General features: G+C 46.8%; 26 protein-coding genes. 12 read left to right on the forward strand and 14 right to left on the reverse strand.

Features of this window, described 5'->3' with window-relative positions; translation table 11 throughout:
- Positions 1-4: 4 nt before the first annotated feature.
- Positions 5-757 carry a division plane positioning ATPase MipZ gene (locus ACI0FF_RS11225; RefSeq protein WP_419796939.1) on the reverse strand — a complete coding sequence of 251 codons (753 nt, stop codon included), beginning with the start codon at positions 755-757 and terminating at the stop codon, positions 5-7.
- Positions 754-2,811, reverse strand: a complete 2,058-nt coding sequence (locus ACI0FF_RS11230; RefSeq protein WP_419796940.1) for a molybdopterin-dependent oxidoreductase — start codon at positions 2,809-2,811, stop codon at positions 754-756. The genes ACI0FF_RS11225 and ACI0FF_RS11230 overlap by 4 nt, the downstream gene beginning before the upstream one ends.
- 104 nt (positions 2,812-2,915) lie before the next feature.
- On the opposite strand from ACI0FF_RS11230, the gene ACI0FF_RS11235 reads away from it, so the two are divergent.
- The 4 genes from ACI0FF_RS11235 to ACI0FF_RS11250 all read left to right on the forward strand — a co-directional run bounded on the left by ACI0FF_RS11235 (position 2,916) and on the right by ACI0FF_RS11250 (position 7,256).
- Positions 2,916-3,326: a hypothetical protein gene (locus tag ACI0FF_RS11235; protein ID WP_419796941.1), complete on the forward strand. Its 411-nt coding sequence runs from the start codon at positions 2,916-2,918 to the stop codon at positions 3,324-3,326.
- Positions 3,327-3,346: 20 nt separating this feature from the next.
- Positions 3,347-4,465 (forward strand): NAD(P)/FAD-dependent oxidoreductase, encoded by a 1,119-nt coding sequence (locus ACI0FF_RS11240; RefSeq protein WP_419796942.1) that lies wholly within the window; start codon positions 3,347-3,349, stop codon positions 4,463-4,465.
- A gap of 11 nt (positions 4,466-4,476) precedes the next feature.
- A complete protein-coding gene (locus tag ACI0FF_RS11245) occupies positions 4,477-5,544 on the forward strand; it encodes a hypothetical protein (RefSeq protein WP_419796943.1) in 1,068 nt (355 codons plus the stop codon).
- Positions 5,545-5,624: 80 nt separating this feature from the next.
- Positions 5,625-7,256, forward strand: coding sequence for an acyl-CoA synthetase (locus ACI0FF_RS11250; RefSeq protein ID WP_419796944.1), 1,632 nt, complete (start codon positions 5,625-5,627; stop codon positions 7,254-7,256).
- Between the two features lie 17 nt (positions 7,257-7,273).
- Here the strand turns inward: ACI0FF_RS11250 and ACI0FF_RS11255 are convergent, their stop codons facing one another.
- The 3 genes from ACI0FF_RS11255 to cobD form a co-directional block, all read right to left on the reverse strand.
- The gene (locus ACI0FF_RS11255; RefSeq protein WP_419796945.1) at positions 7,274-7,516 is read right to left on the reverse strand and encodes a hypothetical protein; all 243 of its coding nucleotides are present in this window, start codon (positions 7,514-7,516) and stop codon (positions 7,274-7,276) included.
- A gap of 68 nt (positions 7,517-7,584) precedes the next feature.
- Positions 7,585-7,788, reverse strand: a complete 204-nt coding sequence (locus ACI0FF_RS11260) for a hypothetical protein (RefSeq protein WP_419796946.1) — start codon at positions 7,786-7,788, stop codon at positions 7,585-7,587.
- 74 nt (positions 7,789-7,862) lie between these two features.
- Entirely contained in the window at positions 7,863-8,864 is a 1,002-nt protein-coding gene (gene cobD / locus ACI0FF_RS11265; protein ID WP_419796947.1) for a threonine-phosphate decarboxylase CobD, read from the reverse strand.
- A 300-nt stretch (positions 8,865-9,164) separates the two neighbouring features.
- Here cobD and ACI0FF_RS11270 point away from each other — a divergent pair, with 300 nt between their 5' ends.
- From ACI0FF_RS11270 to ACI0FF_RS11280, 3 genes are all read left to right on the forward strand, one after another.
- Positions 9,165-10,214, forward strand: a complete 1,050-nt coding sequence (locus ACI0FF_RS11270) for a Glu/Leu/Phe/Val family dehydrogenase (RefSeq protein WP_419796948.1) — start codon at positions 9,165-9,167, stop codon at positions 10,212-10,214.
- A 159-nt stretch (positions 10,215-10,373) separates the two neighbouring features.
- The gene (locus ACI0FF_RS11275) at positions 10,374-11,414 is read left to right on the forward strand and encodes a Fe(3+) ABC transporter substrate-binding protein (RefSeq protein ID WP_419796949.1); all 1,041 of its coding nucleotides are present in this window, start codon (positions 10,374-10,376) and stop codon (positions 11,412-11,414) included.
- A gap of 206 nt (positions 11,415-11,620) precedes the next feature.
- Positions 11,621-12,001, forward strand: a complete 381-nt coding sequence (locus ACI0FF_RS11280) for a PilZ domain-containing protein (protein WP_419796950.1) — start codon at positions 11,621-11,623, stop codon at positions 11,999-12,001.
- Here ACI0FF_RS11280 and ACI0FF_RS11285 read toward each other — a convergent pair.
- Positions 11,937-12,371, reverse strand: coding sequence for an Lrp/AsnC family transcriptional regulator (locus tag ACI0FF_RS11285; protein ID WP_419796951.1), 435 nt, complete (start codon positions 12,369-12,371; stop codon positions 11,937-11,939). The genes ACI0FF_RS11280 and ACI0FF_RS11285 overlap by 65 nt on opposite strands.
- Positions 12,372-12,465: 94 nt before the next feature.
- Between ACI0FF_RS11285 and ACI0FF_RS11290 the strand changes: the two genes are divergently transcribed.
- The 3 genes from ACI0FF_RS11290 (at position 12,466) to ACI0FF_RS11300 (ending at position 15,613) form a co-directional block, all read left to right on the forward strand.
- A complete protein-coding gene (locus ACI0FF_RS11290) occupies positions 12,466-13,428 on the forward strand; it encodes a nucleoside recognition protein (protein ID WP_419796952.1) in 963 nt (320 codons plus the stop codon).
- Between the two features lie 64 nt (positions 13,429-13,492).
- On the forward strand, positions 13,493-14,425 hold the full coding sequence (locus ACI0FF_RS11295; RefSeq protein ID WP_419796953.1) for a response regulator: 933 nt from the start codon (positions 13,493-13,495) through the stop codon (positions 14,423-14,425).
- Positions 14,426-14,485: 60 nt separating this feature from the next.
- Positions 14,486-15,613, forward strand: coding sequence for a THUMP domain-containing class I SAM-dependent RNA methyltransferase (locus ACI0FF_RS11300; RefSeq protein WP_419796954.1), 1,128 nt, complete (start codon positions 14,486-14,488; stop codon positions 15,611-15,613).
- Positions 15,614-15,618: 5 nt separating this feature from the next.
- On the opposite strand, the gene ACI0FF_RS11305 is transcribed toward ACI0FF_RS11300, so the two are convergent.
- Positions 15,619-16,038, reverse strand: coding sequence for a DUF1489 family protein (locus ACI0FF_RS11305; protein ID WP_419796955.1), 420 nt, complete (start codon positions 16,036-16,038; stop codon positions 15,619-15,621).
- Between the two features lie 155 nt (positions 16,039-16,193).
- Between ACI0FF_RS11305 and ACI0FF_RS11310 the strand changes: the two genes are divergently transcribed.
- Together ACI0FF_RS11310 and ACI0FF_RS11315 are read left to right on the forward strand one after the other, a co-directional pair.
- Positions 16,194-16,967, forward strand: a complete 774-nt coding sequence (locus ACI0FF_RS11310; RefSeq protein WP_419796956.1) for a substrate-binding periplasmic protein — start codon at positions 16,194-16,196, stop codon at positions 16,965-16,967.
- 150 nt (positions 16,968-17,117) lie between these two features.
- A complete protein-coding gene (locus ACI0FF_RS11315) occupies positions 17,118-18,764 on the forward strand; it encodes a SulP family inorganic anion transporter (protein WP_419796957.1) in 1,647 nt (548 codons plus the stop codon).
- Here ACI0FF_RS11315 and ACI0FF_RS11320 read toward each other — a convergent pair.
- From ACI0FF_RS11320 to ACI0FF_RS11350, 7 genes are all read right to left on the reverse strand, one after another.
- The gene (locus ACI0FF_RS11320; RefSeq protein WP_419796958.1) at positions 18,748-19,425 is read right to left on the reverse strand and encodes a DUF445 domain-containing protein; all 678 of its coding nucleotides are present in this window, start codon (positions 19,423-19,425) and stop codon (positions 18,748-18,750) included. The two genes, ACI0FF_RS11315 and ACI0FF_RS11320, sit on opposite strands and share 17 nt — an antisense overlap.
- A gap of 47 nt (positions 19,426-19,472) precedes the next feature.
- Positions 19,473-20,375, reverse strand: a complete 903-nt coding sequence (locus tag ACI0FF_RS11325; RefSeq protein ID WP_419796959.1) for a hydroxymethylglutaryl-CoA lyase — start codon at positions 20,373-20,375, stop codon at positions 19,473-19,475.
- A gap of 79 nt (positions 20,376-20,454) precedes the next feature.
- Complete coding sequence (locus ACI0FF_RS11330) at positions 20,455-22,452, reverse strand: acetyl/propionyl/methylcrotonyl-CoA carboxylase subunit alpha (protein ID WP_419796960.1); 1,998 nt, start codon at positions 22,450-22,452, stop codon at positions 20,455-20,457.
- Between the two features lie 5 nt (positions 22,453-22,457).
- Positions 22,458-23,246, reverse strand: a complete 789-nt coding sequence (locus tag ACI0FF_RS11335) for an enoyl-CoA hydratase/isomerase family protein (protein WP_419796961.1) — start codon at positions 23,244-23,246, stop codon at positions 22,458-22,460.
- Between the two features lie 15 nt (positions 23,247-23,261).
- Complete coding sequence (locus tag ACI0FF_RS11340) at positions 23,262-24,875, reverse strand: carboxyl transferase domain-containing protein (RefSeq protein WP_419796962.1); 1,614 nt, start codon at positions 24,873-24,875, stop codon at positions 23,262-23,264.
- Positions 24,876-24,878: 3 nt separating this feature from the next.
- On the reverse strand, positions 24,879-25,490 hold the full coding sequence (locus tag ACI0FF_RS11345) for a 2-hydroxychromene-2-carboxylate isomerase (protein ID WP_419796963.1): 612 nt from the start codon (positions 25,488-25,490) through the stop codon (positions 24,879-24,881).
- Between the two features lie 2 nt (positions 25,491-25,492).
- A complete protein-coding gene (locus tag ACI0FF_RS11350) occupies positions 25,493-26,107 on the reverse strand; it encodes a 2-hydroxychromene-2-carboxylate isomerase (protein ID WP_419796964.1) in 615 nt (204 codons plus the stop codon).

A 26,107-nucleotide genomic window follows, 5' to 3' on the forward strand; every position in this document is an offset into this window, starting at 1 on the left:
ATTTTCATCCTTTTAAACAGGGTAAGTTCATCGCCTCTACCAAATTTCGCACTTCCTGACGGGCGGCGACGTGCGACATGGAAAGTTCATGCCCCTTCATATCCATCATGGTCAAACCTTTTAGAAAAAGCTCACGATAAATGACACGTTCCCCAAACCCGCTGACAACACGGCAACCAATCCGTTTTGACAAGGCATCTAACAAGCCTTCCATATCGCGTTTATTACGTGCATCCAAATGACTGAGACGGTTACGAAGAACAATCCAATCGACCACGGCACCCGGGTTTTTATGCATTTTCAGTTGTCGTTGCTTCCATACGGTTTCCGCATAATGACTGGGGCGTTCGATTTGCAAACTTTCCCCATTCACACGTGCCAATACATCAAGATCAATAAAACTGTCATTTAAGGGCGTAACCAAGGTATCGGCAAAACTATGGGCCAGACGCCCCAATGGACTGTCATGTCCGGGGGTATCGATCACGATCACGTCTTCCGCTTCGCTTAGTCGTTGAAACGCATCTTCAAAATGACCGTTGTCTTCAACAATGCGCACATGGTCCGGTGCCTTTAACAAACGTTGTGCCTTGGTGCGGTTTTCCACATATCGGGACAAGGTGCCCTGACGTAAATCCAGATCAAGGGATCCCACCTGAAGTCCATGATCCAAAAGGGCCGCAATAACGTGCATGGCAACAGTAGATTTCCCACTGCCGCCTTTTTCATTCCCGAAAACAATGACATGTGCCGTCATGCGTTTTGCACCTCCAACCAGACAGACGTATCATGAAAAACCGCACCATTGTTGGGATAACCGGGTTGGGATGACACCAACGTATTGATCCCCTTGCCTTCGATAAAGCTGTCGTTCGGCCAGATCCCTTCCACAACAAGCGTGTCTTCATGTTGGCCTTTTACGGCGACGGCATTCAACAGAACATTGCCGCGTTCATTACCGATCCGCACAAGTTCCCCTTCTGCAATACCAAGGCGGCGCATGACACGTTCATTCACCTTGACTTCAGGACAGCGCTCTTTAATGCGTGATGTTTTGGTTTCACTAAAGGTGCTGTTCAAGAAATTTTGCGACGGCGGTGTGATCAAACGATAAGGACGTTCATCTGATTTTTCATCAATCACATTCCAATGATCCGGTAATTCCGGCATTTCAGCCCCCAACGGTCCCAGCGCAGGCCAATCCGGTTTAAAACGGAACTTACCATCAGGATGTGCAAAACCGTTCAAGAAATGAGCCTCTTCAAATGAAGGGGTTAAATCATGTCCGGTTTTTTCGATAATTTCATCCATCGGTGGATAACCTGAGGTCTGTAATGTTTCTTCCACGATTTCCCGGTCACTCAGATCAAAGCTTTGATGTGTTGCGCCCAAGCGTTTTGCAAGGGTGCTTACCACTTCATGGTTGGATTTACATTCCCCGGCCGGATCCAAAACAGCCTTGGCAACCTGCAACGTGCAATGACCGCTGGCGGTATATAGATCATCATGTTCCAAAAACATCGTAGCCGGTAAAACAATGTCGGCCATTTTTGCCGTTTCGGTCATAAATTGTTCATGCACGCAGGTAAACAAATCATCCCGCATAAACCCAGCGCGCACCGCCTCCGTATCCGGAGCAACGGCAACCGGATTGGTATTTTGGATAAATAAGGCCTTAACCGCCGATCCACCTTTCAAAGCCTCAGGGCTGCCATTCAGAATTTCCCCAATACGTGATTGGTCCAGAATACGGGCACCACGTTTGTCCACGTCTTTGGCTTCAATCAAGGTTAAATCCAGTTTCGCTAATCCGCCTTGACCATAAAGTGCTCCACCGCCTTCATACTGCCACGCCCCCGTAATCGCAGGCAAACAGGATACGGCGTGCATATTATGCGCCCCGTTACGCGAACGGGTCATGCCATGACCAACGCGCAGGAAGCTTCTTTTCGCACTGCCATAAAGACGGGCAAAACTTTCAATCGTATGGACCGGTAATCCGGTAATGTCAGAGGCCCACTGCGGCGTTTTATCTTTTAAATGTTCTTCAAGTTCTTGCGGTACATCGGTGTATTTTGCCAAATATTGCCGATCGGCATACCCTTCCTTAAACAGCAAATGCATCACCGCACAGGCCAGCGCCCCATCAGTACCGGGACGCAAAGCAATATGCATATGGGCCTTATCTGCTGTTTTATTTTTATAGGGATCAACAACAATCAGTTTTGCCCCATTGCGCACTCCGGCAAGTGCATGGGTCATTAAATGAATTTGGCTGGAAACCGCATTCAGCCCCCAAATCACAATCAATTCTGATTTTTTCATTTCCTGTACATCGGGACCATATTGGGCCCCGACACCGGATTGCCAGCCCGGGCCGCTCAGGGCCACGCAATAGGTGCCTTGCATGGCACTGAAGCCCAGTGTATGGGATAATCGATTGATGCCATTGCGCATCAAATACCCCATCGTGCCCGCATAGTAAAACGGCCAGATTGCTTCTGGGCCGTCTTCCTTCTGAATCCGGGTTAAATTGGCACAGATTTCATCATAGGCTTGATCCCACGAAATCCGTTCAAATTGTCCACTTCCTTTCGCCCCTGTTCGTTTTAGGGGATAAAGCAAACGATCAGGATGATGAATACGTTCCTGATATCTGGAAACTTTTCCACACAGAAGGCCGCCCGTAAACGGATTTTCAGAACTGCCTTTTACCTTTCCAATCCGTTGTGCACCCAATTTTTCCACCTCCAGCGGGCAAACACTGGGGCAATCGTGCGGACAGACGGATTTGACTATTTCAGAGCACATAGCACCAATCTCATTTATTTTCGTTGCCCTAATGTAGTTCGATCTCTTGTCTTTTTGCAAGGAACACAGTAGCGTGGGCGCAATCTTATATTTGGACGAATAAAATGAAAAACGCACTGATTATCGTCGCCGGTTTTTTGGCAATCTTTATTTCCGTTTCTGTTTTCATCCTCTATGAAAGCGGAGATGTCAGTCAGGAAGAAGGTTTCCTCTACAGTGCAATTGGATGCACAAGCCTTTATAAAAAACTGGAAGAACCTGAAAAGGTCGATCATCTTTTAAACCTGATTCACAATTTCAGTGAAAAGCAAGGTATCAAGGAAATTCAGCCGGGCTATATCTCGCGTTTTATCAAACTGGTTGAAAAAAAGTGGGAAAAAGAAAACGACGTTGCCAACAAAAATTGCAGCGGTATTTACAATATGGCACTCAATGAAAAACAACCAAACCAGTATAATCAAGTCACCCAAAGCGTCATCGCATACCTGCACGAATTGGAAAGTAAAAAGCACTAATATCGATTGAGGTTTCTTCAATGAGCGAACATATAAATGCCATTGTCATTGGTGCAGGTGTTGTCGGATTGGCCGTTGCCCGTGAATTGGCAAAATGCGGTAAAGAAGTCATTATTCTTGAAGCGAACCAAGCTATTGGTATGGGCACCAGCTCGCGCAACAGCGAAGTGATCCACGCCGGGATTTATTACCCCAAAGACAGTCTAAAAGCCCGTTTATGTGTTGAAGGTAAGCATCTGCTTTATGATTTCTGCGACAGTCACGGCGTACCCTATAAAAAACTTGGGAAATTGATTGTTGCCACATCAGATTCACAAGTCGATGCCCTTCATTCCATTCGCCAAAAAGCTGCCCATAACGGCGTAGATGATCTTGTCTGGCTTGATCAAGAGAGCGTTCAGAAAAAAGAACCGAACCTGAATGCAAAAGCCGCTTTGCTCTCCCCTTCAACCGGTATTTTAGATACCCATGCCTGTATGCTGGCCTTACAGGGTGATGCAGAAGATCATGGGGCCATGCTCGCCCTTAACAGTCCCGTTCTGCGCGGTGAAGTAACTCCAAACGGTATTACGCTCGAAGTCGGTGGAAACATACCAATGACAATCAGTGCTGATATTGTCGTTAATTCTGCCGGGCTCAACGCCATTTCATTGGCTCGCGAAATCAATGGCATAGAGAAAAAGCTGATCCCTAATGATTATTACTGCAAGGGGAATTATTTTTCACTGGGATGTAAGGCACCCTTTAACCATCTGATTTATCCGGTCCCTGAAAATGCCGGGCTCGGCGTTCATCTGACTTTGGATATGGGCGGACAAGCCCGCTTTGGCCCCGATGTTCAATGGTTGGAAAATGGGGATAACATTGACTATAATGTCGATCCAACACGCGGTGAAAAATTCTATGATGCGATCCGGCGCTATTGGCCCGATTTAAAAGACGGTGACCTCCATGCCGATTATTCCGGCGTGCGTCCAAAAATACAGCGCCCCGGTGAGGAAGCACGCGATTTCCTTATTCAAGGGCCACAAGATCATGGTATTTTAGGTTTTATAAACTTATTCGGCATAGAATCACCGGGATTGACCTCAAGTCTCGCCATCGCACAAGAGGTCCGCAAGCAGTTGAAATTAAATTGAACGTGAACCCTATGAAACGAACATTGACAAGTTTTTGCTTTTCCTTAGCTGTCGGATTATCGCTTCTGGCAACACCCGCGAGCGCCCAACTCCGTTCACAAGGGAAAGTACTAACCGACCAACCGACGCAAGAACCTGATTTGTTTCTTGCTGATCCCTTGGTCGATTATGCAGAAGAAATGCGCAAATTCGTACAAGGCATTGCCAAATATGGCCGTCAATTCAAACGCGACTTCCTTGTCATTGTGAACGATGGGACAGGGCTATTAACCCAAATCATCGACATCGACCAACAAATCAGCGCCCCTAGTTCTGTTTTTATGAAGTCTTTGGATGGTCTTATCCAGCCTTCCCTGTCCTATGGCAAAGAAGGTTTCGGTGTACCAACCGATAAAAAAGAACAGGAAGAAATACTTGCCGACCTCAAAGTCGCGCGCGATGCCGGTCTTAAAATTTTCACGCTTGATTATGCCTCCAAACCTGCCGATATCGACAAAGCTTTACGTTTCTCCATGAAACACAACTTTGTGCCTTATGTTGCACCGGGGATGGGGTTTAACAACAACAAGCTCCCGAACTGGCCAAAACGCCCTTTGCATGAAAATTCCCATACCATCAGTAATGCTGGTCTGGTGAAAAACTACCTTCTTGTAAACGATTCCTCTCGTATTGGCAGTGCCGAGGAATACGCCATGAAAATTCACAACACCAATTACGACATGGTGGTGACAAACGTTTTCCATCATCGCGCACAGGTCTTGGGCCCCCATAATGTTCGTACGATGCAGTATAAAAAGCTCGGGGCGCGTCGTCCTGTCCTTGCCCAAATGAATATTGGAACGGCTTATGCCGGGGCCTATTACTGGAAGCCTGATTGGAAAATGGGCAACCCACCCTGGCTGCTGGACCTTGCCCCCAACAGTTCGGATCGTTATCTGGTGAAATACTGGCACCCAAGCTGGCAACAACTCATCTATGGCAACAACATGTCCTTTCTGTATGGCATTATAAAAGAAGGCTATGACGGCGTTATCTTAAATGGCGTCAATGCCTATGAGCTGTTCGCCAACCCTGAATAATTTACCCTCCCCTACGCAGTTATGGGGATTGCCAAACTGTTTACTCCCCCTACAATCATAAAAAAGTATGGGAGAGTGGAATGCTGGAAAAGAAATCAAACTACAACGACGTTTGCGCTGCTTTTAAGTGGGATATACCGTCTCATTTCAATATGGGCGTCGCCGTTTGTGACCGCCATGCCGAACGTGATTCTGCCGCCACAGCCTTGATCGTGGATCAGGGCGAGGAAGGCGTGACACGATATAGCTTTGGTGACATTCGTTCTTTTTCCAACAAGATTGCCAACCTGTTTCAGGACAAAGGCATGCAAGCCGGTGATCGTGTCGCTATTTTGCTGACCCAATCTATTGAAACAGCTTCAACCCACGTTGCCGCATGGAAAAGCGGTTTGATCTCCATTCCTCTCTTCACATTGTTTCGAGAAGAAGCCCTTGAATTCCGCCTTGCCAACAGCAAAACACGCGCCCTTGTCACAGATCGTGAAAATTACGAAAAGATTGCCCCCTTGCGTGACAAGCTCCCGGCACTTGAATTCATCTTTATTGTAGATGGACGTATTAACGGCTGTGAAGACTTTCAAAATCAAGTCCAACAATGTAGCGATCAATTCACAGCACTGAATACACGAGCAGAAGACCCGGCGCTCATCATCTATACATCAGGGACGACCGGCAATCCCAAAGGTGCCCTGCATGCCCATCGCACCCTATTGGGTCATGTCCCTGGTGTCGGCATGCCGCAGGAATTCCCCCCTCAATCCGACGATTTATTCTGGACCCCGGCTGACTGGGCCTGGATCGGTGGCTTGATGAACATTCTTATGGGGGCATGGTATTTGGGCATCCCAGTCCTTGCCCATCGTGCAAAGAAATTTGATCCAGTCGATGCCTTAAAGCTGATGGAAAAACATAAAGTCCGTAACATTTTTATGCCGCCTACAGCGCTAAAGCTTATGCGTCAGGTTGATAACATCGCGGAAAGTTTTGATTTACATTTACGCACTGTAACCGTTGCCGGTGAACCGATGGGCGAAGAACTTCTGGCATGGGGCCAACGGGCGTTTGGTCTGACATTAAATGAGTATTACGGACAAACCGAATGCAATCTTGTCGTTGCCAATTGCTCTGTCCTTATGCAAACAAAACCCGGTTCAATGGGGCGCCCGGTTCCCGGTCATGATGTTCGCATTATTGATGCTGACGGGAACGAGGTTGAACGCGGTCAGATCGGTGATATCGCCGTACGTGCAGGCGATCCGGTTATGATGCTGCACTATTGGGATAACCCGCTAGCCACCGAGAAAAAATACCGTAACGGTTGGTTGATTATGGGGGATCTCGGTTATATGGATGAAGATGGCTATATCTTCTTTGTTGGACGAAACGATGATTTAATTACATCTGCAGGATATCGGATCGGCCCATCTGAAATCGAAGATTGCCTGACCAAACATCAAAGCGTTGCCTTGGCTGCTGTTATCGGTGTCCCCGACCCAATCCGCACCGAAGCTGTCAAAGCCTTCATTGTCCTGAAAGACGGCTTTGAAGCCACAGATACACTGGAAGAAGAATTAAGGGTATTTGTGAAAGACAAACTATCCCCCCACGAATACCCTCGCCATATTGAATTTTGCGACCAGCTTCCCCTGACAGCAACAGGGAAAATTCGTCGTAAAGATTTACGAGACGCAGAAATCACCAAGCAACACTAACATGTTGCTTGGTCGTCTTAATATCTACGTGTACCGATTTCACATGACTCGATCACAAAGCCCTGTTCAGGCGGATAGCGGTCGTTCATCATTGTCAATGCTTCGGCCTTGTCTTGAGCCACGACGTTCTGGTAGTGAACATCTGCCCATTCATCGCCATAATCCAAATGCGTATCGTTTTCTTTAACGCATGCACGGACTTCTTTGTTGTAAATACCAACTTCAAAGGTTTTTTGATTTCCGGTCGCAACGGCAAACATGATGCTGCCTCCCTATTCATGTTCATAACTAGAATAATGGTAGGACCAGTTTCTTAATATTTACTTTATCAAGCAGGACTAATTCCTTTTATGATAAAGCCACGATCTTTGGGATATTTCGTCAAAATCTTGCGTCGTGCATCGGCTTCATCACGTGCGCTGATCTCAATATAATGAACATCTGCCCATTCATCACTGTAACTCGCTGGTTCGCCATTCGCGACAGCCCGTTTCACTAATTCATTATAAATTGCGACTTCGTAGAGCGCCATAATTACCTTCCTCGGGATTTGTTCTTCTCATAAAGCTATACTATACTTCTTCGCTTTTCTTACTGTGACAAACATCACAAGTTAATAGTTTCCATAATATCACTCAACCTTTGCCACTCATTTTCCTCTCCAGGCAGGCCAACGCGCAAATACTGCGGGCGGTCAGGAAAAGGGCGCACGAGGATACCATTTTTCGCCAGCTCCTTATAAATTTGGCTCGCCTTTTCATGAAAACAATATCTAAAAAGAGATGTGCCACCAACAACCTGCAAATCCCCCTTGCCTAAAATATCATCCAAACGAAAAGCACAATGGGCCAGCGTTTCACGCATCTGTTTAATCCAATGAATATCACGAAATGCATGGCGTGCAATTTCCATCGCTGGACCATTCACAGCCCAAGGTCCAATCCCTTCTTTCAGGCGCTCTGCCAAGATCCCACTAGCCAGCACAAAACCCAACCGAATACCCGCCAGCCCAAAAAATTTACCGAATGAACGCAAAACAACGAGTCCCGGCTGCCCGACATGGCTAGATAAATCCAGCGTCGGCGTGCAATCACTAAAGGCCGCATCAACAATAAGCAAACCACCTTTTTGATGCAGTTCAGCTGCCATCTCTAACAATTTATCAGGGGCGTGTACATCACCTGTCGGATTATTGGGATTCACCACAATCACGATTTCGCCATCGCTCATCGCTTCAAACACATCTTCAACTTCACGAACATCATGTCCTGCCAAGCGCCAGCAGAATTCGTGTTCTTTATAAGTTGGCCCGACAATACGAACGGCTTTGGGCTTTTCAAATAAATGCGGAAAGATTTGCAATAAGGTCTGTGTGCCGGAAACAGGGATGACTTTCGCGGGATCATCCACACCATAATACTGCGCAGCCGCAACCTTTAAATCATCCAACACTTCCTGGTCCGGCAAGCGCGTCCATAACCCTTTTTCGATCTCGGGAATCGGATAGGGCACAGGGTTAATTCCGGTCGATAAATCCAGCCACCCCCGTGGCGGCACCCCAAAAGCCTGTGCTGCACCCGCTAAATTGCCCCCATGAAAGACTGCCACGTGCCTACTCCTCGGTAATTTTATTATTCAGATAACCGTTTCGACGCAATGGTTAGCACGCTGTCGCCTTGCACTCAAGCACGTCGCCTCAAGAAAAAGTAATAAAGTTTCAATCGTAATTTTTCAACGTAAGAAAGCTACCTAGTTTTAACATAAAGCAGAAAGATTCGAAATGATTGCTGCATTGCCAAAAATTACCCATAAAAACAATGATTTAAGCCATATTTCCTCTTGAATTCAGATATAGATTACACACATAAAAGGAAACGAGATGAAAAGAATTTTTAACAGGAGAAGATCATGTCTGTCTTTACGGCCCCCGATTTCGATGGGCACGAAAATGTTGTGTTTGGTTGTGATGAATTAACCGGCTTGAAATGCATTATTGCAATCCACAACACCAATCTGGGTCCTGCACTTGGCGGTTCCCGATTCTGGAATTACGAAAACGAACAAGCCGCCCTGACGGACGTGTTACGTCTTTCCAAGGGGATGACTTACAAAGCAGCCGTTGCCGGTCTGGAACTGGGCGGTGGTAAATCCGTTATTATTGGTGATGCCAAAAAAATCAAAACGCCGGATTTGATGCGTGCGTTTGGTCGAGTTATCGAAAGCCTGAACGGTAAATACATCACCGCCGAAGATGTCGGCACAACGGTACAGGATATGGATTTCATTCGCGAAAGCACAGCCCATGTCCGTGGTAAGTCCAGCGGCAGTGGCAACCCCTCGCCCTTGACTGCGCTGGGAACTTTCTTAGGTGTCAAAGCCGCTGTGCAACATACACACAAAACAGACGATCTGAAAGATATGCGCGTTGCCGTACAAGGCGTTGGCAATGTTGGGTACTATCTGTGCAAATACTTGCACGAAGCGGGCGCTAAACTGGTTGTCTGCGACATCAATCAAGATAGCCTCAATCGTGTCGTTGCAGAATTCAATGCCGAAGTTGTCGCACTGGATGATATCTATGGGCAAGAAGTGGATGTTTATGCGCCTTGTGCCTTGGGCTCTACCCTGAACGACACCACGATTGCCCAACTGAAAACAAAAATTGTCGCAGGGGCAGCCAACAACCAGTTAGCCGAATCCCGTCACGGGGAAATCCTGATGGAAAAAGGGATTCTCTACGCCCCGGATTACGTCATCAACGCAGGCGGTCTCATCAACGTTGCCCACGAAACCGATGATTATGATTTAGAAGTTGTAAAAGCAAAGACTAACAAGATCTACAGCACACTTTTAGAAATCTTCCAACGTTCTGAGACACGTAATCTACCAACGTCCGTCATTGCCGACCATATGGCCGAAGAAATATTTAAAGGCCACGTCAGCGCTGCGGCAGAATAGAACTAATATTATAAAACAATAACATAGATAAAACTAAAGCAGCTTTCATCATATTGAGAGCTGCTTTTTTACTTGCAAGTCGTTCTCACTTGCGATATCAACTATTCAGAAATGAAAATCATTCGCATATTCAACCTTGTGACCTTAATAGGACTGAAAATGAAGAAACTATCACTGAGCAAGACTGCACTTTCACTTGTGGCTGGTATCGTTGGCTTGACTTCTTTCAACATGAACGCAAATGCGGCAGAAGAAGTAAATATTTACTCTTACCGCAAAGAGGTTTTGATCCGTCCTTTATTGGATCGCTTTACTGAAAACACAGGGATCAAAGTTAACTTGGTAAACGGTAAAGCAGACGTTCTTCTCGAACGCCTGAAAAGCGAAGGCATGAACAGTCCTGCCGATATTCTGATTACTGCCGATGTTGGTCGTTTGATCCGTGCAGAAGATGCAGGTGTTCTTCAATCTGTTGAATCAGAGACTTTATCTAAATTGATCCCGGCACAATATCGTGATCCAGAAGGGCAATGGTTTGGGCTTTCTTTGCGTTCACGCGTTATCTTTATCGCAAAAGACCGCGTCAAACCGGGCGAAGTCACCACATACGAAGATTTAGCCGACCCAAAATGGACTAACCGTATTTGTATTCGTTCTTCCAGCAATGTCTATAACCAATCCATGCTGGGCTCTTTAATCGAACATAACGGTACAGAAAAAGCTGCGGCGTGGACCAAAGCAGTTGTCAATAACCTTGCTCGTAAGCCTCAAGGCGGAGATCGTGACCAAATCAAAGCTGTTGCCGCTGGCGAATGTGATGTTGCCGTTGGAAACAGCTACTATTTCGGCCGCATGCAAGCCGGTAAAGATGCCGCACAAAAAGCCGCAGCAGACAAGGTCCAACTGGTATGGCCAAATCAAGATGGACGGGGCGCTCATGTTAACATCTCTGGTGCAGGTGTTACAAAATCTGCAAAGAACAAAGAAAATGCAGTTAAGTTAATCGAATTCCTCGCATCTGACGAAGCTCAGGCCATCTATGCGAAAGACGTTTTCGAATATCCCCTGCGTGACGGAATTGAACTTTCACCAACGGTTGCTGCTTGGGGTAAATTCAAAGCTGACGATATTGAACTGGCAAAATTTGCGGCCCATCAAAAAGAAGCCGTTAAAATGTTTGATCAAGCAGGCTGGCGTTAAACTCAACCTGTCTTCTAATACCTAAATATCGACACCCTCGTAACTATATGTTTCGAGGGTGTATTTTTGTCTTCATCCTAATTCCCCTCTCACTCACTCACAACCTCTACATTTATTGTAAAAATATAATATAAAAATAAATCACTTTGGAATAATACAATGTTATGTCAGTATACTTCAAAAGGATAGGAAGGGGCGCAATAAAAATGGAAACTGAGAATAGAAATAATAAAAGGCAACGTATCGACTTTTTAGCATCCGTTCGTATTCAGGATCGTGAATACGAAATTAGGGTTAAAGATATTTCAGTTAAAGGAATGAAACTACAAACCCGATATAAGGGGTTATATTTGCCGATTGGTCAAAAAGTTACAATTCACATCCCCTTTATCGCGGATGTCGAAGCCATTGTAAGTTGGCATGATGAAGAAACACATGGCCTGATTTTCACAAGTTGCCCACCCGTTATGCGCCAATTCGTTGAAAGCATTCTCCCCGTTGGGGATCATATTGAAAAGACGTTCAAGACTGAATCACATTCATTACAAAAGACGTCCGAAAACGAATTACATTTTTATCGTGATTGAATAGCCTTTCACAAACTTGACGATATTCATCCATATCAATCAGTTTCAAAATAAGAAGACAATCGCTTTCCCCTGTAATGCCATAGGCTTGCGTCACAGAAACTTCCTGTCTTAATCTTTCATGCAAAACGGTCTGTGCCTGTGCACCGTGTCGATCTAAATCAACTTCGACCACCGCAATCAGATTACGCCCTAAAACTTTATCATCAATAATTGCCACTGTTTTCTTAATCACGCCTGTGCGTTTAAGCCTTTGAACCCGGCGTAAACAACTGCTGGGCGACAGATTAACTTTTTCAGCCAATGCCGCATTTGTCAAATCTGCATTCTTCTGCAAAATCGTGACGATATTTCGATCAATCTTATCCATGCAATATTATTGCATATATTTGCAATATTTGACCACATATTGATTCAGTTTTATTTTAAGATCAGGCCCTACTTATTGATCTAAGGATAAAATCATGAAAGCACTGTTCAACTGGGTCAAAAAACCATTTTGTGATAGCCTCACCCTTTATTGGGAACTTCTAAAAGTTATGGTACCGATTATGGTACTGGTTCGCATTGCCGTTGAATTCGGCCTGATTGAGTATGTAAGCATCATTTTTACCCCATTCATGGACCTTGTCGGCTTGCCGCCTGAAGCGGGGATCGTCTGGACAACAGCCATGCTGGTCAACATTTATGCCGGTATGGTCGCCCTTGTCGCCCTCTTGCCCGAAGCCCCCATGAGCGTTGCCCAAATTACGGTCTTGGGAACCATGATCCTGATTGCACATAGCCTGCCGATCGAACAACGCATTGTCCAAAAATCCGGGCCAAGCCTGATTGCGACAACAGCTTTGCGCATAGTTGGTGCAATGTCATTGGGGGCAATTCTAAACCTGGTCTATACATCATTTGATATGTTACAGGAAAATGGTGTCATCTCATGGTTGCCGGCCACCAAAGCCGATGCCAGCTGGCAACAATGGGGCGTGGATAGTGTTATCTCTCTCTTCTCTATCTTCTGGATTATCTTTGCCCTCGTGCTCTTGCTCAAAATATTGGATTTATTGAAAATTACCGACTTGATTTCCAAAGCTCTTTCGCCCCTTCTCGGATTAATGGGGATCAGTGCCAATGCTATTCCCGTAACCATGATCGGTGTTATGTTGGGTCTTGGATATGGGGGGGCGTTAATTCTGCGCGAAGCCAAGGAAGGTAAAATGTCTTCACAGGATATATTTCTCTCACTCAGCTTCATGTGTCTGTTCCACAGCGCACTAGAAGATACCTTGCTCATCCTTGCCCTTGGTGCAGACCTCAGTGGTATTCTCTTTGCCCGTCTCTTATTTGCCTTCCTTGTTTTACTTGTTTTAAGCAAATTAATCAGAAGCCTCCCCCAACCTGTATTTGAGAAATTTTTATTTTCAAAAAGCTAGGGTATGCATCCGTTCAATGTTATGTTCCTCAAATCAGGCGCATATACAAACGTAAGGATCGGGTGTGAAAAAGTACGATTTTCAGGATATCGATATTCTGATTGCGGACCAGAACCAACTGGTCCGCAGCGGACTAAAAGGTATTTTGAATCAATCCGGTTTTCGCAAAATACATAACGCTGGCGACCTTGACCAAATGATCGAGCACATTCTGGTCAAATGCCCTGATTTGCTTCTCTGCGATATCAGCCTACCCGGTGGTGATATCTGTGAAGCAGTGCGTGAATTGCGTCACAACCAATATGGGAACAACCCTTTTTGTTCCATCATTCTATTTATTGATGAACCCAACGAAAACATCGTTCGGGCCGCCTCTCAGGCTGGATTGGACGATCTGCAAATTAAACCCGTTGTTGCCCAAAAAGTCCTTGATCGCATTAACTATCTGGTTGCCAAACGCAAACCCTTTGTTGTGACTACCGACTACATCGGCCCAGACAGGCGTTCCTCTAAACGACCCGGTACACAAGACATTCCGACAATGGATGTGCCTAACAGCATTGCTTTAAAAGCAGAGGGAAAGTTTGATCCTCGTAAATTCCAAAAGGATGTCGAAAGTTCATTCTGGAATATCAACGCGCAAAAAATCGAACGACATGCTTTCCAAATCGGCTATCTGGTCAATCATATCGTTCCCGCCTATCAGGCCGGGCAATTCAACAAAGAAAGCCTCGGTATGGCGCAACGCCTTGTTGTTGTTGCCGAAGATATTGCCAAAAGATTGGAAGAAAGCGATTTTGACCACCTGTCCCACTTGGTCGCAACCTTACAGAAAGTTGCCACGTCATTGTGGGAAAGCGGGACACTCCCGAAACGCAAGGATCTGGAACTCCTGCCCGAGCTTTCTGCGGCAATCTCAGCAACGTTTCATGCGACAAACAATGGGACAGACTTTGCCAGCCAAATCGTTTCCTCTGTACAAAAGAACTACAAATAAACATAACCATCGGATCATAAATCTATCGACGCTTGCTCCTTTACAGGATAAGTATGCGCCATGAACACACAAACAGATCTCGAAATATTCCTAGTCACGGTCCCAGGCCTTGAACCAGCCCTTAAATCAGAAGCTGTTGAAAAAGGATTCAAAAAACCCGTAAGTGCCAAAGGCGGCGTTACCGTCAAAGGTAGCTGGCTTGATGTCTGGCGCGCCAATCTGGATTTGCGCGGGGCCAGCAAGGTTTTAGTGCGCCTTGGTACATTTCGCGCCATGCATTTGGCACAGTTGGATAAACGCGCCCGGCGCTTTCCTTGGCAAGACACTTTGCGCAACGATACCCCGGTCCGTGTCGAGGTAACCTGCAAAAAATCAAAGATATATCATCAAGGGGCAGCGAAACAACGCATTGAAACCGCAATCACAGAAGAACTCGGTGCCCCGATTTCAGACGATGCCGATCTATGCATCAAAGTCCGTATCATCGAAGATTTATGCACAATCAGCCTCGATACCTCAGGAACCGGCCTGCATAAACGCGGGCACAAAGAAGCCGTCAACAAAGCCCCTATGCGCGAAACTCTGGCGGCCCTTTTATTGCGTCAATGCCAGTTCACCGCCCATGAACCCGTTCTCGACCCCATGTGCGGGTCCGGTACATTCGTTATTGAAGCAGGTGAAATCGCTGCAAATCTTGCACCGGGACGCAGTCGCAGCTTTGCCTTTGAACAACTTGCAAATTTTGATGAAACACGTTGGGAAAAATTAAAAGAAGCAAGGGCACAAACGTCTCAGAAACCCGAAAAGAACATCCGTTTTTACGGGTTTGACCGTGATAGCGGCGCGATTAACATCAGTCGTGCCAATGCAAAACGTTCAGGTATTGATGCCTTATGTCATTTTGAAAAACAGGCTATCAGTCATTTAACGGCACCGGATGGCCTGAGTGGGCTGGTTATTGTCAATCCCCCTTATGGCGGGCGTATTGGGGAAACAAAAAAACTGTTCCCGCTCTACAGTGCCTTGGGAAAGACACTCTCCGAGAAATTTAAAGGCTGGCGTGTCGCAATTATTACCAATAACGATGCCTTGGCGAAGACCACAGAACTACCGTTTAAGAAGAGTAAAACCTCTTTCTCACATGGTGGTATCCGGGTAACTCTCTTTCAAACTGACCCCTTGGCATAATTCCCCTAAAGCAAACCAAGTTCTCGTAACTCGGACTGCATATCTTCAGGTAACTGATCTCCCTCATTACCGCGTTCATCAATATCGCGTGGAATGTCTTTGTCTTCAAAGTAACGCCACCCCTGAAATGCTTTTTGCTGTTTCAGCTCTGTACGGATCAAACCTGGTTTGAGAATGATAAGGCAATATTTACGTCCTTCATCATCCATTTCTTCTTCAAAACCGATGATCTCTTGGCGTACACGGAAATGACCTTTTATGACCCAATATAAGGAACCACCATCCAACAGCTCTTCTTTCCGTTTGGGCGTATTGCGCGTGTAGGTGAAAAGCGTTCCATAATCCTGTAATTTGCGGGCCTGAATGTTTTCCAGTTCCTCTATATCTTCCACACGGGCGGCAAGTTTTCGAATATGAATCGTCATCGTTTATCTCTTGTTTAAAGTCTGCCCTTTGTCGCATGTCTGACTTAAAAGGTCCAGCCTGAGAACCCACAGATCACATCACCCTAAGATAGATAAAATAAGTTTGAACCAAACCCGATATTACATTAGAGTAAATCTAATATGGGAGAATGATAGTGAACTTACGCCTGTTTTTAACGATCCTGTTCTTGTGCTTTATTTCCATAGTTTTCCCGGAAAACACAATGGCAAAAGAGCCGTTAAAAGTTGTTTTTGGTATTTCACGCCCTCCCTTTATCGACAATGACCCACCTCGTGGAATTTCGTGGGAATTGGCCAATGCGATATTTCAAAAAATGGGGGTCGATATCATCCCCTCTTTTTATCCAAATAAACGCATGGTACTCGCATTAACACAAGGTGACGCGGATATTGCAGTTGAGGTTCAACCAACCAATCCAGATCTTTATTATTCCAATCCCTTTATTTCCTATCGTAATTTTGTCGTTACACGAAAAAAAGACAACATTGTCTTTCACAATTGGCGAGACTTAACCGGACATCGCGTCAATGCCTGGCAAGGGGCCATGTTTCATTTAGGAAGTGATTTTCGTAAAGAGATGAGAAAATTCCAACTCTATAAAGAATTTCCACTTCAAAAAGCTCAGGTCCAACGTTGGCTCGTAGGATCTTTTGACGCGATCATTATTGATGAAACTTTACTCGCCTGGTGGGTCCAAAAAATTCTACCTTCCATGGAAGACACAGAACGCAATCAGCTGGATCTTGATTTTACATATGCCCCTGTCTCGCAAAACAACGAACTCTGGTGGTACGTTGGTTTTCAAGATCCAAAACTACGCGACAGATTCAACATTCAATTACAATCTATCCGACAAAACGGTGATTACGCCCGCATACGAGAGCAATACAAGCTCCCGGCCCATTAAGAATTATCGCACGACAAAATAGTTGCTTAGTCAACTATTCCTATGGCATGCTGAGAGATCATAAAAAAAAATTAATACATCACATCCACCTACAGCAGAACTCAGCCCCACCTTTTCAGGTTGGCTCGACAAAGCAATACAGGCCAGCCCATGAATATTTTTTCAAATATCAAAGGTGATTTTTATGGCGGTGTAACCGCTGCTGTTGTTGCTTTGCCTCTGGCTCTCGCATTTGGCGTAGCCTCCGGTGCGGGGCCGCTAGCAGGGTTATGGGGTGCCATTCTCGTTGGCTTTTTTGCTTCTGCTTTTGGAGGAACGCCGTCTCAAGTCTCCGGTCCTACAGGTCCGATGACCGTTGTTATGGCCGCTGTGATTATGCAATATGCAAACGATCCGGTTATGGCCTTTAGTGTCGTGGTTATGGGCGGAATTTTGCAAATTTTATTTGGCATATTTCGTCTGGGAAGCCTTATCTCGCTTGTCCCTTATACGGTTATTTCCGGTTTTATGTCCGGTATCGGCTGTATCATCATTATTTTGCAAACAGCCCCTTTGCTCGGACAAGATATTCCAAAAGGCGGTACCGTCGGCGCCTTAAATGCCTTACCCGATATGCTTTCACATATAAACAGCGACGCCTTATTTGTCGGCTTATTGTCTTTGGTCTTGATGGTCGTTTGGCCCAAACGGCTAAGTAACGTTTTACCCGCCCCTTTATTGTCCCTGATTATCGGAACCCTGTGTGTTTTAACATTTTTACCGAATGCACCCGTCATCGGGGATATTCCCACTGGATTTCCGGAAATTCACATCCCGACAATAACATATAACGCCTTAACCGATATGTTGGGGTCCGCCCTTATTCTTGCTTTGCTCGGATCTATCGACAGCTTGCTGACATCACTTATCGCCGATAGCCTGACAAAAAAGCCGCATAATTCCAATCGTGAATTAATCGGTCAAGGTATCGGCAATGCAATCGCCGGACTGTTCGGTGCCATTCCCGGGGCAGGCGCGACCATGCGAACAGTTATCAATATTCGGGCCGGCGGCATGACCCCGTTATCCGGGATTATCCACGCTCTTATCCTGTTTGCGATGGTTATGGGACTTGGCCCACTGGCGGAAAAAATACCACACGCCGTTCTTGCCGGAATTTTGATGAAAGTTGGTTGGGATATTATCGACTGGAATTACCTGCAACTGATTAGGACAGCACCACGCAAGGGGGTTGTCCATATGTTGCTGGTCTTGTTTCTGACCGTTTTTGTTGATCTGATTATTGCCGTTGGTGCCGGGTTGGTTTTAGCCAGCTTAACATTTGTCAAACATATGGCCGATCTTCAAGCCAAAGGTGTGCAACGATTTCAGGGGGACAATGATGACGAAGGCCAATCCATAAACCGTTTAAGCCCGGAAGAAAAAACAGCCCTGCAGAACCTATCGCATTTCTTGGTGTTTTATCACTTCGACGGTCCGCTCAGCTTCGCTGCGGCAAAAACGGCCTTTGCCAAGCTGGATGGGGACCATAAATCAAAAATCGTTCTCTTTGATTTTTCCAGCACAACTTATATTGATACGACCGCAGCCCTTACCTTAAAAGAAGCCATACAAACGCTTTCTCAAGACGGTAGCGAAATTGCCATTTGTGGCTTATTACCTGAAATTGCAATCTCTCTTAATGGACTAAACGCACTTAAATCCTTAAAGAGTCAAAATATTTTTCAGGACAGAAAGACAGCTTTGTTGGCATTTGCCCAAAGAAATTTGAAAACTAAAACTAAATCAAACCAATAACCAGACCAATAAGACCACCGAATACACCACCCCAAACAACCAGCCACCCCAAATGTTTGCGGATCATATCCTGTACAATGTCTTTCACATTTTGCGGTGTCAGTTCGTTCAAACGATTGTCGATAATAACTTCAACCTTTGCGACCAATGCTGCTGTTACATCTTGCGTACTGGTCCCTTTGGTTGAATTTTCCGCAAGCTCACCGACAATATTTTGAAGTTTCTGGGTTACAGGTTCACGCAAAGGTTCCAAGGCTTTACGCCCACCGACCATCGACAACATCCCGCCCAGGGTTGAGCCTTCGATTGCCTCTGTCAAACCATTAAAAACCCGGTCAAAATCGATCTTTTCAACAATAGACGATCCCATAGACTCGCTACTTTGCAGAAAAAAACGTTCGATATGTTCGTGAGAAAAGAATTCTTCAACAATCAGTTTTTTGATCCCGGCTTTAAAATCTTCAAACCGACTGGGGATCACACCTGAACCATACAAAAAGGGGATTTTTTCAAACAGCATATGAACGGCAAGCCAGTTCGTAATCCCACCGGATAGCGCAAAAAGACCAACTGTGAAAAACAGATCACCATGTGCAGGTAGAAAATAGCCGATTACACAGAATAACAATGCAACCAGATTGGTCATAACGGATTTGTTCATGTACGCCCCATATACTGTAACAGGCGCACATGAACCTGTTTATCCGATTAACAACGTGCGCCTAATGCCAATGATACCTTGGATGCAGGTGCGCGACCGATTACATTACTGATGAAGCGTCCTGCCTCGCACAATTTATCCAAATCGACGCCGGTTTCAATACCCAATCCGTTTAACATGTAAACAACATCTTCGGTTGCCACATTACCCGATGCCCCTTTGGCATAAGGACAGCCGCCCAATCCGGCAACAGACGAGTCCACGACCGACACGCCCATTTCAAGGGCTGCATAGATATTTGCCAACGCCTGCCCATACGTATCATGGAAGTGAACAGCCAGTTTTTCCATCGGGACAACCGCACTAACGGCCCTTAACATATCCTGAACCTTGCCCGGTGTCCCCACCCCAACCGTGTCGCCAAGCGAGATTTCATAGCAGCCCATTTCATAGAGCTTGGCCGCAACTTCCGCGACTTTTTCCGGTGCAATATCGCCTTCATACGGACAACCAATCACACAGGAAACATATCCCCGCACCGCAATGTTATTTTCTTTTGCCGCCGTCATGATCGGTTTAAAACGAGCAAGGCTTTCTGCAATCGAACAGTTGATGTTCTTTTGTGAAAAGCTTTCAGACGCTGCGCCAAAAATCGCTACCTCTTGCGCATCCACTGCCATCGCCCCTTCAAACCCCTTCATATTGGGGGTCAGAACTGGATAGGAAACGCCAGCCTTGCGGGTAATCGTTTTCATAATTTCTGCGCTATCGCCCATCTGCGGCACCCACTTGGGTGATACAAAGCTGCCCGCCTCAACCACAGGAAGACCCGCATCCGCAAGACGATGGATCAATTCGACCTTGGCATCCGTCGGTACAATTTCTTTTTCATTTTGCAGGCCGTCGCGTGGGCCGACATCTACGATTTTGACTTTCTTGGGTAAAGTCATTGTTTTCTCCCTAAATAAAGGCCCCCTGCTGAGACACAGGAGGACACTTTACAGTTATTAGAGCAATTTTAAACAAGATTTATTCGCTGTCGATTTTCAACAGCTCCACACCTTCTTCAAGCTGATCACCGGCATTAAAGAAGATATCGACAACCACACCGTCCATCGGGGCGGAAATGGTATGTTCCATCTTCATGGCTTCAAGGATCATCAGGTTATCACCTTCTTTGACTTCCTGATCCTTTTCCACCAAAACAGCAACCACTTTACCCGGCATGGGCGAGGTCAAGGAACCGCTTGCTTCGTTCATGCCTTCTGCCGCAGCCAATGGATCAAACAGTTTCAAAGCATGGGCTTGTCCATGAACCAGAATTTCCAGTCCATCGCCATGACGAACCACGGTTGCCTTCATCCGGCGACCACCCAGATCAGCCAATAAATCCCCGTTTTCATCACGCACACCACGCACCATGACATCAGCGCCCGGCAACTCCATCAGGTAGCCTTCGTCACGGTAATGACAGGTCACGGTGATAATGTCTTCGCCATTGATGAAATAAAGCTCATGATGGTTGTCATCATTCATACGGAAACCGCTGGTACTGTTCCACGGGCTAAACGGATCGCCTGACCAATCAGCATGAGACTGGGCTTCTTCATCACGACTGATAAAGACATCCAGACAAGCCAAAGCCAAGGCATCATCGGTGATATTTTCACGATCCGGGAACAAATCATTTTCATGTTTTGCAATAAAGCCCGTATCCACATCAAAATTCACAAACGCAGGGTGTGCCGCAACGGTTGCCAAAAACTCAATATTCGTTGTGACACCGACAACCTGATATTCGTTCAAGGCTTTACGCAAATGACGCAACGCCCCTTCGCGTGTATTGGCCCAAACGATCAGTTTGGAAATCATCGGATCATAATGAATGGAGACTTCATCCCCTTCACGCACACCGGTATCAATCCGCACATGCGCACTTTCTTGCGGTGGGCGCAGATGTTTTAATTTCCCGGTTGCCGGAAGGAAATCATTATCCGGGTCTTCGGCATAAACGCGTACTTCAATGGCATGACCATTAATCGTCAAATCATCCTGTTTGCGCGGCAGGTTTTGACCGGCTGCCACACGCAATTGCCATTCCACAAGGTCTTCGCCTGTGATCATTTCTGTAACCGGATGTTCCACCTGCAAGCGGGTGTTCATTTCCATGAAATAGAAAGATCCGTCTTCATCCAGCAAGAATTCGACCGTTCCCGCGCCTTCATACCCAATGGCGCGTGCGGCATTACAGGCGGCCTCCCCCATTTTACTGCGCAGGTCTTGCGCCATCATCGGGGCGGGGGCTTCTTCAAATACTTTTTGGTGGCGACGTTGAACAGAACAATCGCGCTCAAACAGATAGACCACATTGTCATGTTGATCGGCAAAGACCTGAATTTCCACATGGCGCGGTTTGGTCAGGTATTTTTCAATCAACATATGATCATCACCAAAGCCTTTCATGGCTTCGCGTTTGGCAGCGTCATAGGCCGCAGACATTTCATCTGCATTCCAGACGACGCGCATCCCTTTTCCGCCCCCACCGGCAGAGGCTTTCAAGATGACCGGATAACCGATTTTTTCGGCTTCGCTCAGCATCAATTCCACGCTTTGTTCTTCACCGTGAAAGCCGGGTACCAACGGAACATTGGCATTTTCCATAATTTTTTTGGCTTCGGATTTGGACCCCATTGCCTCAATCGCGCCGACAGGCGGGCCAATAAAGGTAATGTCATTTTCTGCCAAAGCCCGGCAAAAGGCAGCATTTTCCGACAAGAAGCCATAGCCCGGATGCACGGCTTGCGCCCCGGATTTTTTACAGACATCAATAATTTTATCGTAACACAGATAACTTTCCGCTGCGGCTGATCCGCCGATATGAAAAGCTTCATCCGCCATTGCCACATGCATGGCACCAGCATCGGCATCGGAATAAACCGCAACCGTCTTCACGCCCATCCGGCGCGCCGTTTTAATCACACGGCAAGCAATCTCGCCACGGTTTGCAATTAGAATTTTATTAAACATTGTTCTTACCCCTCGACCCAAGCTGGTTTTCGTTTTTCCAGAAAAGCGCTCAAGCCTTCTTTTCCTTCATCGGACGCGCGTTGTTTGGCAATACGTTCAGCTGTTTCTTTAATCACCGCCTCATCGACCGGACGATTATAAACTGCAAAAACCAGATCTTTGCAGGCTGCAACAGAATTGGGGCCTGCAATCATCAAGCTGGCAATCAGGTCTTCGACCGCGCCGTCCAGCTCGTCTTCATTCACCACACGGTGCAACAAGCCAAAACGCAAAGCTTCATCGGCCTTGAACCGTTCTGCCGTCAACATATAACGGCGCGACGCACGTTGCCCCATTGCATTGACCACATAAGGGGAAATCACCGCCGGGATCAGTCCTAGTTTGACCTCGGATAAACAAAAGCTTGCACGTTCTGTACCGACAGCCATGTCACAAGCTGCAACCAGCCCGACCCCACCGCCGAATGCTGCGCCTTGAACACGGGCAATCGTCGGTTTGGACAGGAAATTCAGTGTTTGCAGCAAACCACCCAGCCCCATCGCATCGCTGAAGTTTTCTTCATAAGAATACCCCGCCATGCGTTTCATCCAGTTCAGGTCCGCCCCGGCACTGAAGCTTTTGCCCTCTGCCGCCAAGACGACCACACGGACCGCATCGTTGGCATCCAGTTCTTTCAGCTTCAACGTCAGGTCAGCAATCATCGCATCGTCAAACGCGTTATGCATATCCCCACGCGTCATGGTCAGTGTCGCCACACCGCGCGCATCAATTTCGATTTTTGAAGTTTCGCTCATTGATCCATTGCCCCCTTACATCCGGAACACGCCGAACTTCGTCGGCTCAATCGGTTTGTTCAGGGCCGCAGACAGGGACAAGCCCAACATCATGCGTGTATCGACAGGATCAAAAATACCATCATCCCACAGACGGGCGGATGCGTAATAAGGATGACCTTCTTTTTCGTATTTTTCCAAAATCGGTTTTTTGAATTCCGCTTCTGCCTCAGCAGGCCATTCTTCGCCTTTGCGTTCCATCCCGTCACGCTTGATGGTCGACAGAACGCCAGCGGCCTGTTCGCCCCCCATCACGGAAATACGCGAATTCGGCCACATGAACATAAAGTTCGGAGAATAACCACGTCCACACATGGCGTAGTTGCCTGCCCCAAAAGACCCGCCAATCACACAGGTGATTTTCGGCACATTCGCACAAGCTGTCGCCGTCACCATCTTGGCACCATGTTTGGCAATACCTTCGGCCTCGTACTTACGACCAACCATGAAGCCGGTAATATTTTGCAAGTACAGCAGCGGAATACCACGTTGGGCACACAGTTCAATAAAGTGAGCGCCTTTTTGTGCACTTTCAGAGAACAAAATACCGTTGTTCGCCACAATCCCGACCGGATAGCCGTACAAATGGGCAAAACCACAGACAAGTGTTGTACCGTACAGCGCCTTAAATTCATCAAAACGCGACCCATCCACAATGCGTGCAATAACTTCTCGGATATCAAACGGTTTTTTGGTATCTGCCGGAATAATACCGTACAGTTCCTTGGCATCATAAAGTGGTTCTTCCGGCTCACGAATATCCAGATTTGGATTTTTCACACGGTTCAGGTTACGAACAACCTGACGCGCCAAGGCAAGGGCATGCCCGTCATCTTGTGCGTAATGGTCCGCTACACCGGATGTTTTACAGTGAACGTCTGCCCCACCCAAATCTTCGGCGCTTACAACCTCGCCCGTTGCGGCTTTCACCAACGGTGGGCCACCCAAAAAGATTGTGCCTTGTTCTTTAACAATAATGCTTTCATCGGACATGGCAGGCACATATGCCCCACCCGCCGTACAGGATCCATGAACGACCGCAACTTGCGGAATGTTCTGGCCGGACATATTGGCTTGGTTATAGAAAATACGGCCAAAATGATCCCGATCGGGGAAAACTTCGTCCTGGCGCGGCAGGTTGGCCCCACCGGATTCCACCAAATAGACACAAGGCAGATTGTTCTGCATGGCAATTTCTTGAGCGCGCAAGTGCTTCTTCACCGTGATCGGGTAATAAGACCCGCCTTTTACCGTCGGATCATTGGCGACGATCATACATTCCTGACCTTCGATACGACCGATCCCGGTAATCACACCGCCTGCGGCAATGGTGCCGTCTTCGGGATACATTTCCCAACCCGCAAGCTGGGACAGTTCCAGAAATGGTGAACCGACATCCAGCAAGCGGCGAATACGTTCACGCGCCAGCAATTTACCACGGCGAATGTGACGTTCATTTGCCGTTACCCCACCGCCTTGTTTTACGGTCTTAATGACGTTACGAAGATCATCAACCTGCTTTTGCATGGCCTCGGCATTTGCCTTGAAATCTTCGGAACGGGTGTTAATTGAACTTTTCAGGACGCTCATAAATTATCCCCATTTCCCTGTTTTAAGCCAGTCGCGTACCATTGGCAGACGGTCCCAACCCCAAAAATCCTCACCATCCACACGGATGAAAGGAGAGCCGAAAACGCCACTGTCAATAGCAGCCTGACCTTCTTCGATTAATCTTTGTTTGGCCTCTGGTGAGGTCACAGCTTTGATAAACTCTTCGCGATCGATACCGCACTCAGCGGCAACATCTGCGGTTTCTTCAACCTCCCACATGGGGCGGCCATCTGCAAAATAGGCCTTGTACGCCGCCTTTGCGAATTTGTGTGCGCTCAAGGTCTTCCCTTGATCTTTTAACCAATAAAATCCACGCGGTGCCGCCAAAATCGCAGCCGGGAATTTTTCCGGCATTTGCCACGGTGTGCCTGTATAAGCCCCCATGCGTTCCCAATCTTTGACACAATAAGGACCTTTTAACGGCACATCCATAAAGGGGCGAGATCCCGTGGTTTTAAACGCCGGACCCAGCATAAAAGGTTTCCAGAGAACCTCGCGGTCAAATTCAGCAGCGAGCGCATCAATTTCCTGCGCGGCGAAGTAGCCATAAGGGCTACCAAATTCAAAATAAAATTCAATCGGGCCTTTGGTCATATTTACCATCCCCCTGTTTTCAACCATTCTTCGATTTGGTCTTTGCGATCATTACCCCAGAAGGGTTCTGCGTCAACAATGATAAAGGGGGCACCAAACACACCTTTTTCAATTGCTTTTGCTGTTTCGTCTTTTAATCGAGCCTTGATTTTCGGATCTTGACATCCTGCAACCAGCTTCCTCGGATCAACGCCCACCAGAGTTGCCAAACCAGCAACATCCTCATCCGTAGTTGGTGCAATCCCGTCTTCGAAATAACGGGCAAACACGGCTTTTGAAAAATCGAAGATCACATCATTATGATTGTCTTCCAACCAGTAAAAGGCCCTTGATACGGCTAATGAGATATAAGGAAATTCTTTTGGAACAATAGCTTGGCGACCTAGTAGACGTGCTGTTCGCAGAAAATCATGCATGCCATAGGGGCCGCGAAGCGGTTGATGAAACAGCGGACGCATACCCGTCTCTTGAAACACAACACCCAACATAACCGGGCGCCAAACCACCGAACGATTATATTTTTCAGCCAGTTCATTAATCCATGTACTGGTTAAATAGGCATAAGGTGAAGAGAAATCGAAATAAAACTCGATCGGGCGCGGGTCCACTGTTTTCAT

The sequence above is a fragment of the Terasakiella sp. 4MB5A genome (assembly GCF_050058155.1).
Lineage (GTDB): Bacteria > Pseudomonadota > Alphaproteobacteria > Rhodospirillales > Terasakiellaceae > Terasakiella > Terasakiella halodenitrificans.

Bases quoted from the DNA above. Each gene is read 5' to 3' on its own strand.
- ACI0FF_RS11250 (WP_419796944.1), top strand. From the start codon at position 5,625: ATGCTGGAAAAGAAATCAAACTACAACGACGTTTGCGCTGCTTTTAAG.
- ACI0FF_RS11280 (WP_419796950.1), top strand. From the start codon at position 11,621: ATGGAAACTGAGAATAGAAATAATAAAAGGCAACGTATCGACTTTTTA.
- ACI0FF_RS11275 (WP_419796949.1), top strand. From the start codon at position 10,374: ATGAAGAAACTATCACTGAGCAAGACTGCACTTTCACTTGTGGCTGGT.
- ACI0FF_RS11320 (WP_419796958.1), bottom strand. From the start codon at position 19,425: ATGAACAAATCCGTTATGACCAATCTGGTTGCATTGTTATTCTGTGTA.
- ACI0FF_RS11245 (WP_419796943.1), top strand. From the start codon at position 4,477: ATGAAACGAACATTGACAAGTTTTTGCTTTTCCTTAGCTGTCGGATTA.
- ACI0FF_RS11335 (WP_419796961.1), bottom strand. From the start codon at position 23,246: ATGAGCGAAACTTCAAAAATCGAAATTGATGCGCGCGGTGTGGCGACA.
- ACI0FF_RS11305 (WP_419796955.1), bottom strand. From the start codon at position 16,038: ATGACGATTCATATTCGAAAACTTGCCGCCCGTGTGGAAGATATAGAG.
- ACI0FF_RS11315 (WP_419796957.1), top strand. From the start codon at position 17,118: ATGAATATTTTTTCAAATATCAAAGGTGATTTTTATGGCGGTGTAACC.
- ACI0FF_RS11240 (WP_419796942.1), top strand. From the start codon at position 3,347: ATGAGCGAACATATAAATGCCATTGTCATTGGTGCAGGTGTTGTCGGA.
- ACI0FF_RS11235 (WP_419796941.1), top strand. From the start codon at position 2,916: ATGAAAAACGCACTGATTATCGTCGCCGGTTTTTTGGCAATCTTTATT.
- ACI0FF_RS11290 (WP_419796952.1), top strand. From the start codon at position 12,466: ATGAAAGCACTGTTCAACTGGGTCAAAAAACCATTTTGTGATAGCCTC.
- ACI0FF_RS11255 (WP_419796945.1), bottom strand. From the start codon at position 7,516: ATGTTTGCCGTTGCGACCGGAAATCAAAAAACCTTTGAAGTTGGTATT.
- ACI0FF_RS11225 (WP_419796939.1), bottom strand. From the start codon at position 757: ATGACGGCACATGTCATTGTTTTCGGGAATGAAAAAGGCGGCAGTGGG.
- ACI0FF_RS11340 (WP_419796962.1), bottom strand. From the start codon at position 24,875: ATGAGCGTCCTGAAAAGTTCAATTAACACCCGTTCCGAAGATTTCAAG.
- ACI0FF_RS11285 (WP_419796951.1), bottom strand. From the start codon at position 12,371: ATGGATAAGATTGATCGAAATATCGTCACGATTTTGCAGAAGAATGCA.
- ACI0FF_RS11350 (WP_419796964.1), bottom strand. From the start codon at position 26,107: ATGAAAACAGTGGACCCGCGCCCGATCGAGTTTTATTTCGATTTCTCT.
- ACI0FF_RS11230 (WP_419796940.1), bottom strand. From the start codon at position 2,811: ATGTGCTCTGAAATAGTCAAATCCGTCTGTCCGCACGATTGCCCCAGT.
- ACI0FF_RS11345 (WP_419796963.1), bottom strand. From the start codon at position 25,490: ATGACCAAAGGCCCGATTGAATTTTATTTTGAATTTGGTAGCCCTTAT.
- ACI0FF_RS11300 (WP_419796954.1), top strand. From the start codon at position 14,486: ATGAACACACAAACAGATCTCGAAATATTCCTAGTCACGGTCCCAGGC.
- ACI0FF_RS11270 (WP_419796948.1), top strand. From the start codon at position 9,165: ATGTCTGTCTTTACGGCCCCCGATTTCGATGGGCACGAAAATGTTGTG.
- ACI0FF_RS11325 (WP_419796959.1), bottom strand. From the start codon at position 20,375: ATGACTTTACCCAAGAAAGTCAAAATCGTAGATGTCGGCCCACGCGAC.
- ACI0FF_RS11260 (WP_419796946.1), bottom strand. From the start codon at position 7,788: ATGGCGCTCTACGAAGTCGCAATTTATAATGAATTAGTGAAACGGGCT.
- ACI0FF_RS11330 (WP_419796960.1), bottom strand. From the start codon at position 22,452: ATGTTTAATAAAATTCTAATTGCAAACCGTGGCGAGATTGCTTGCCGT.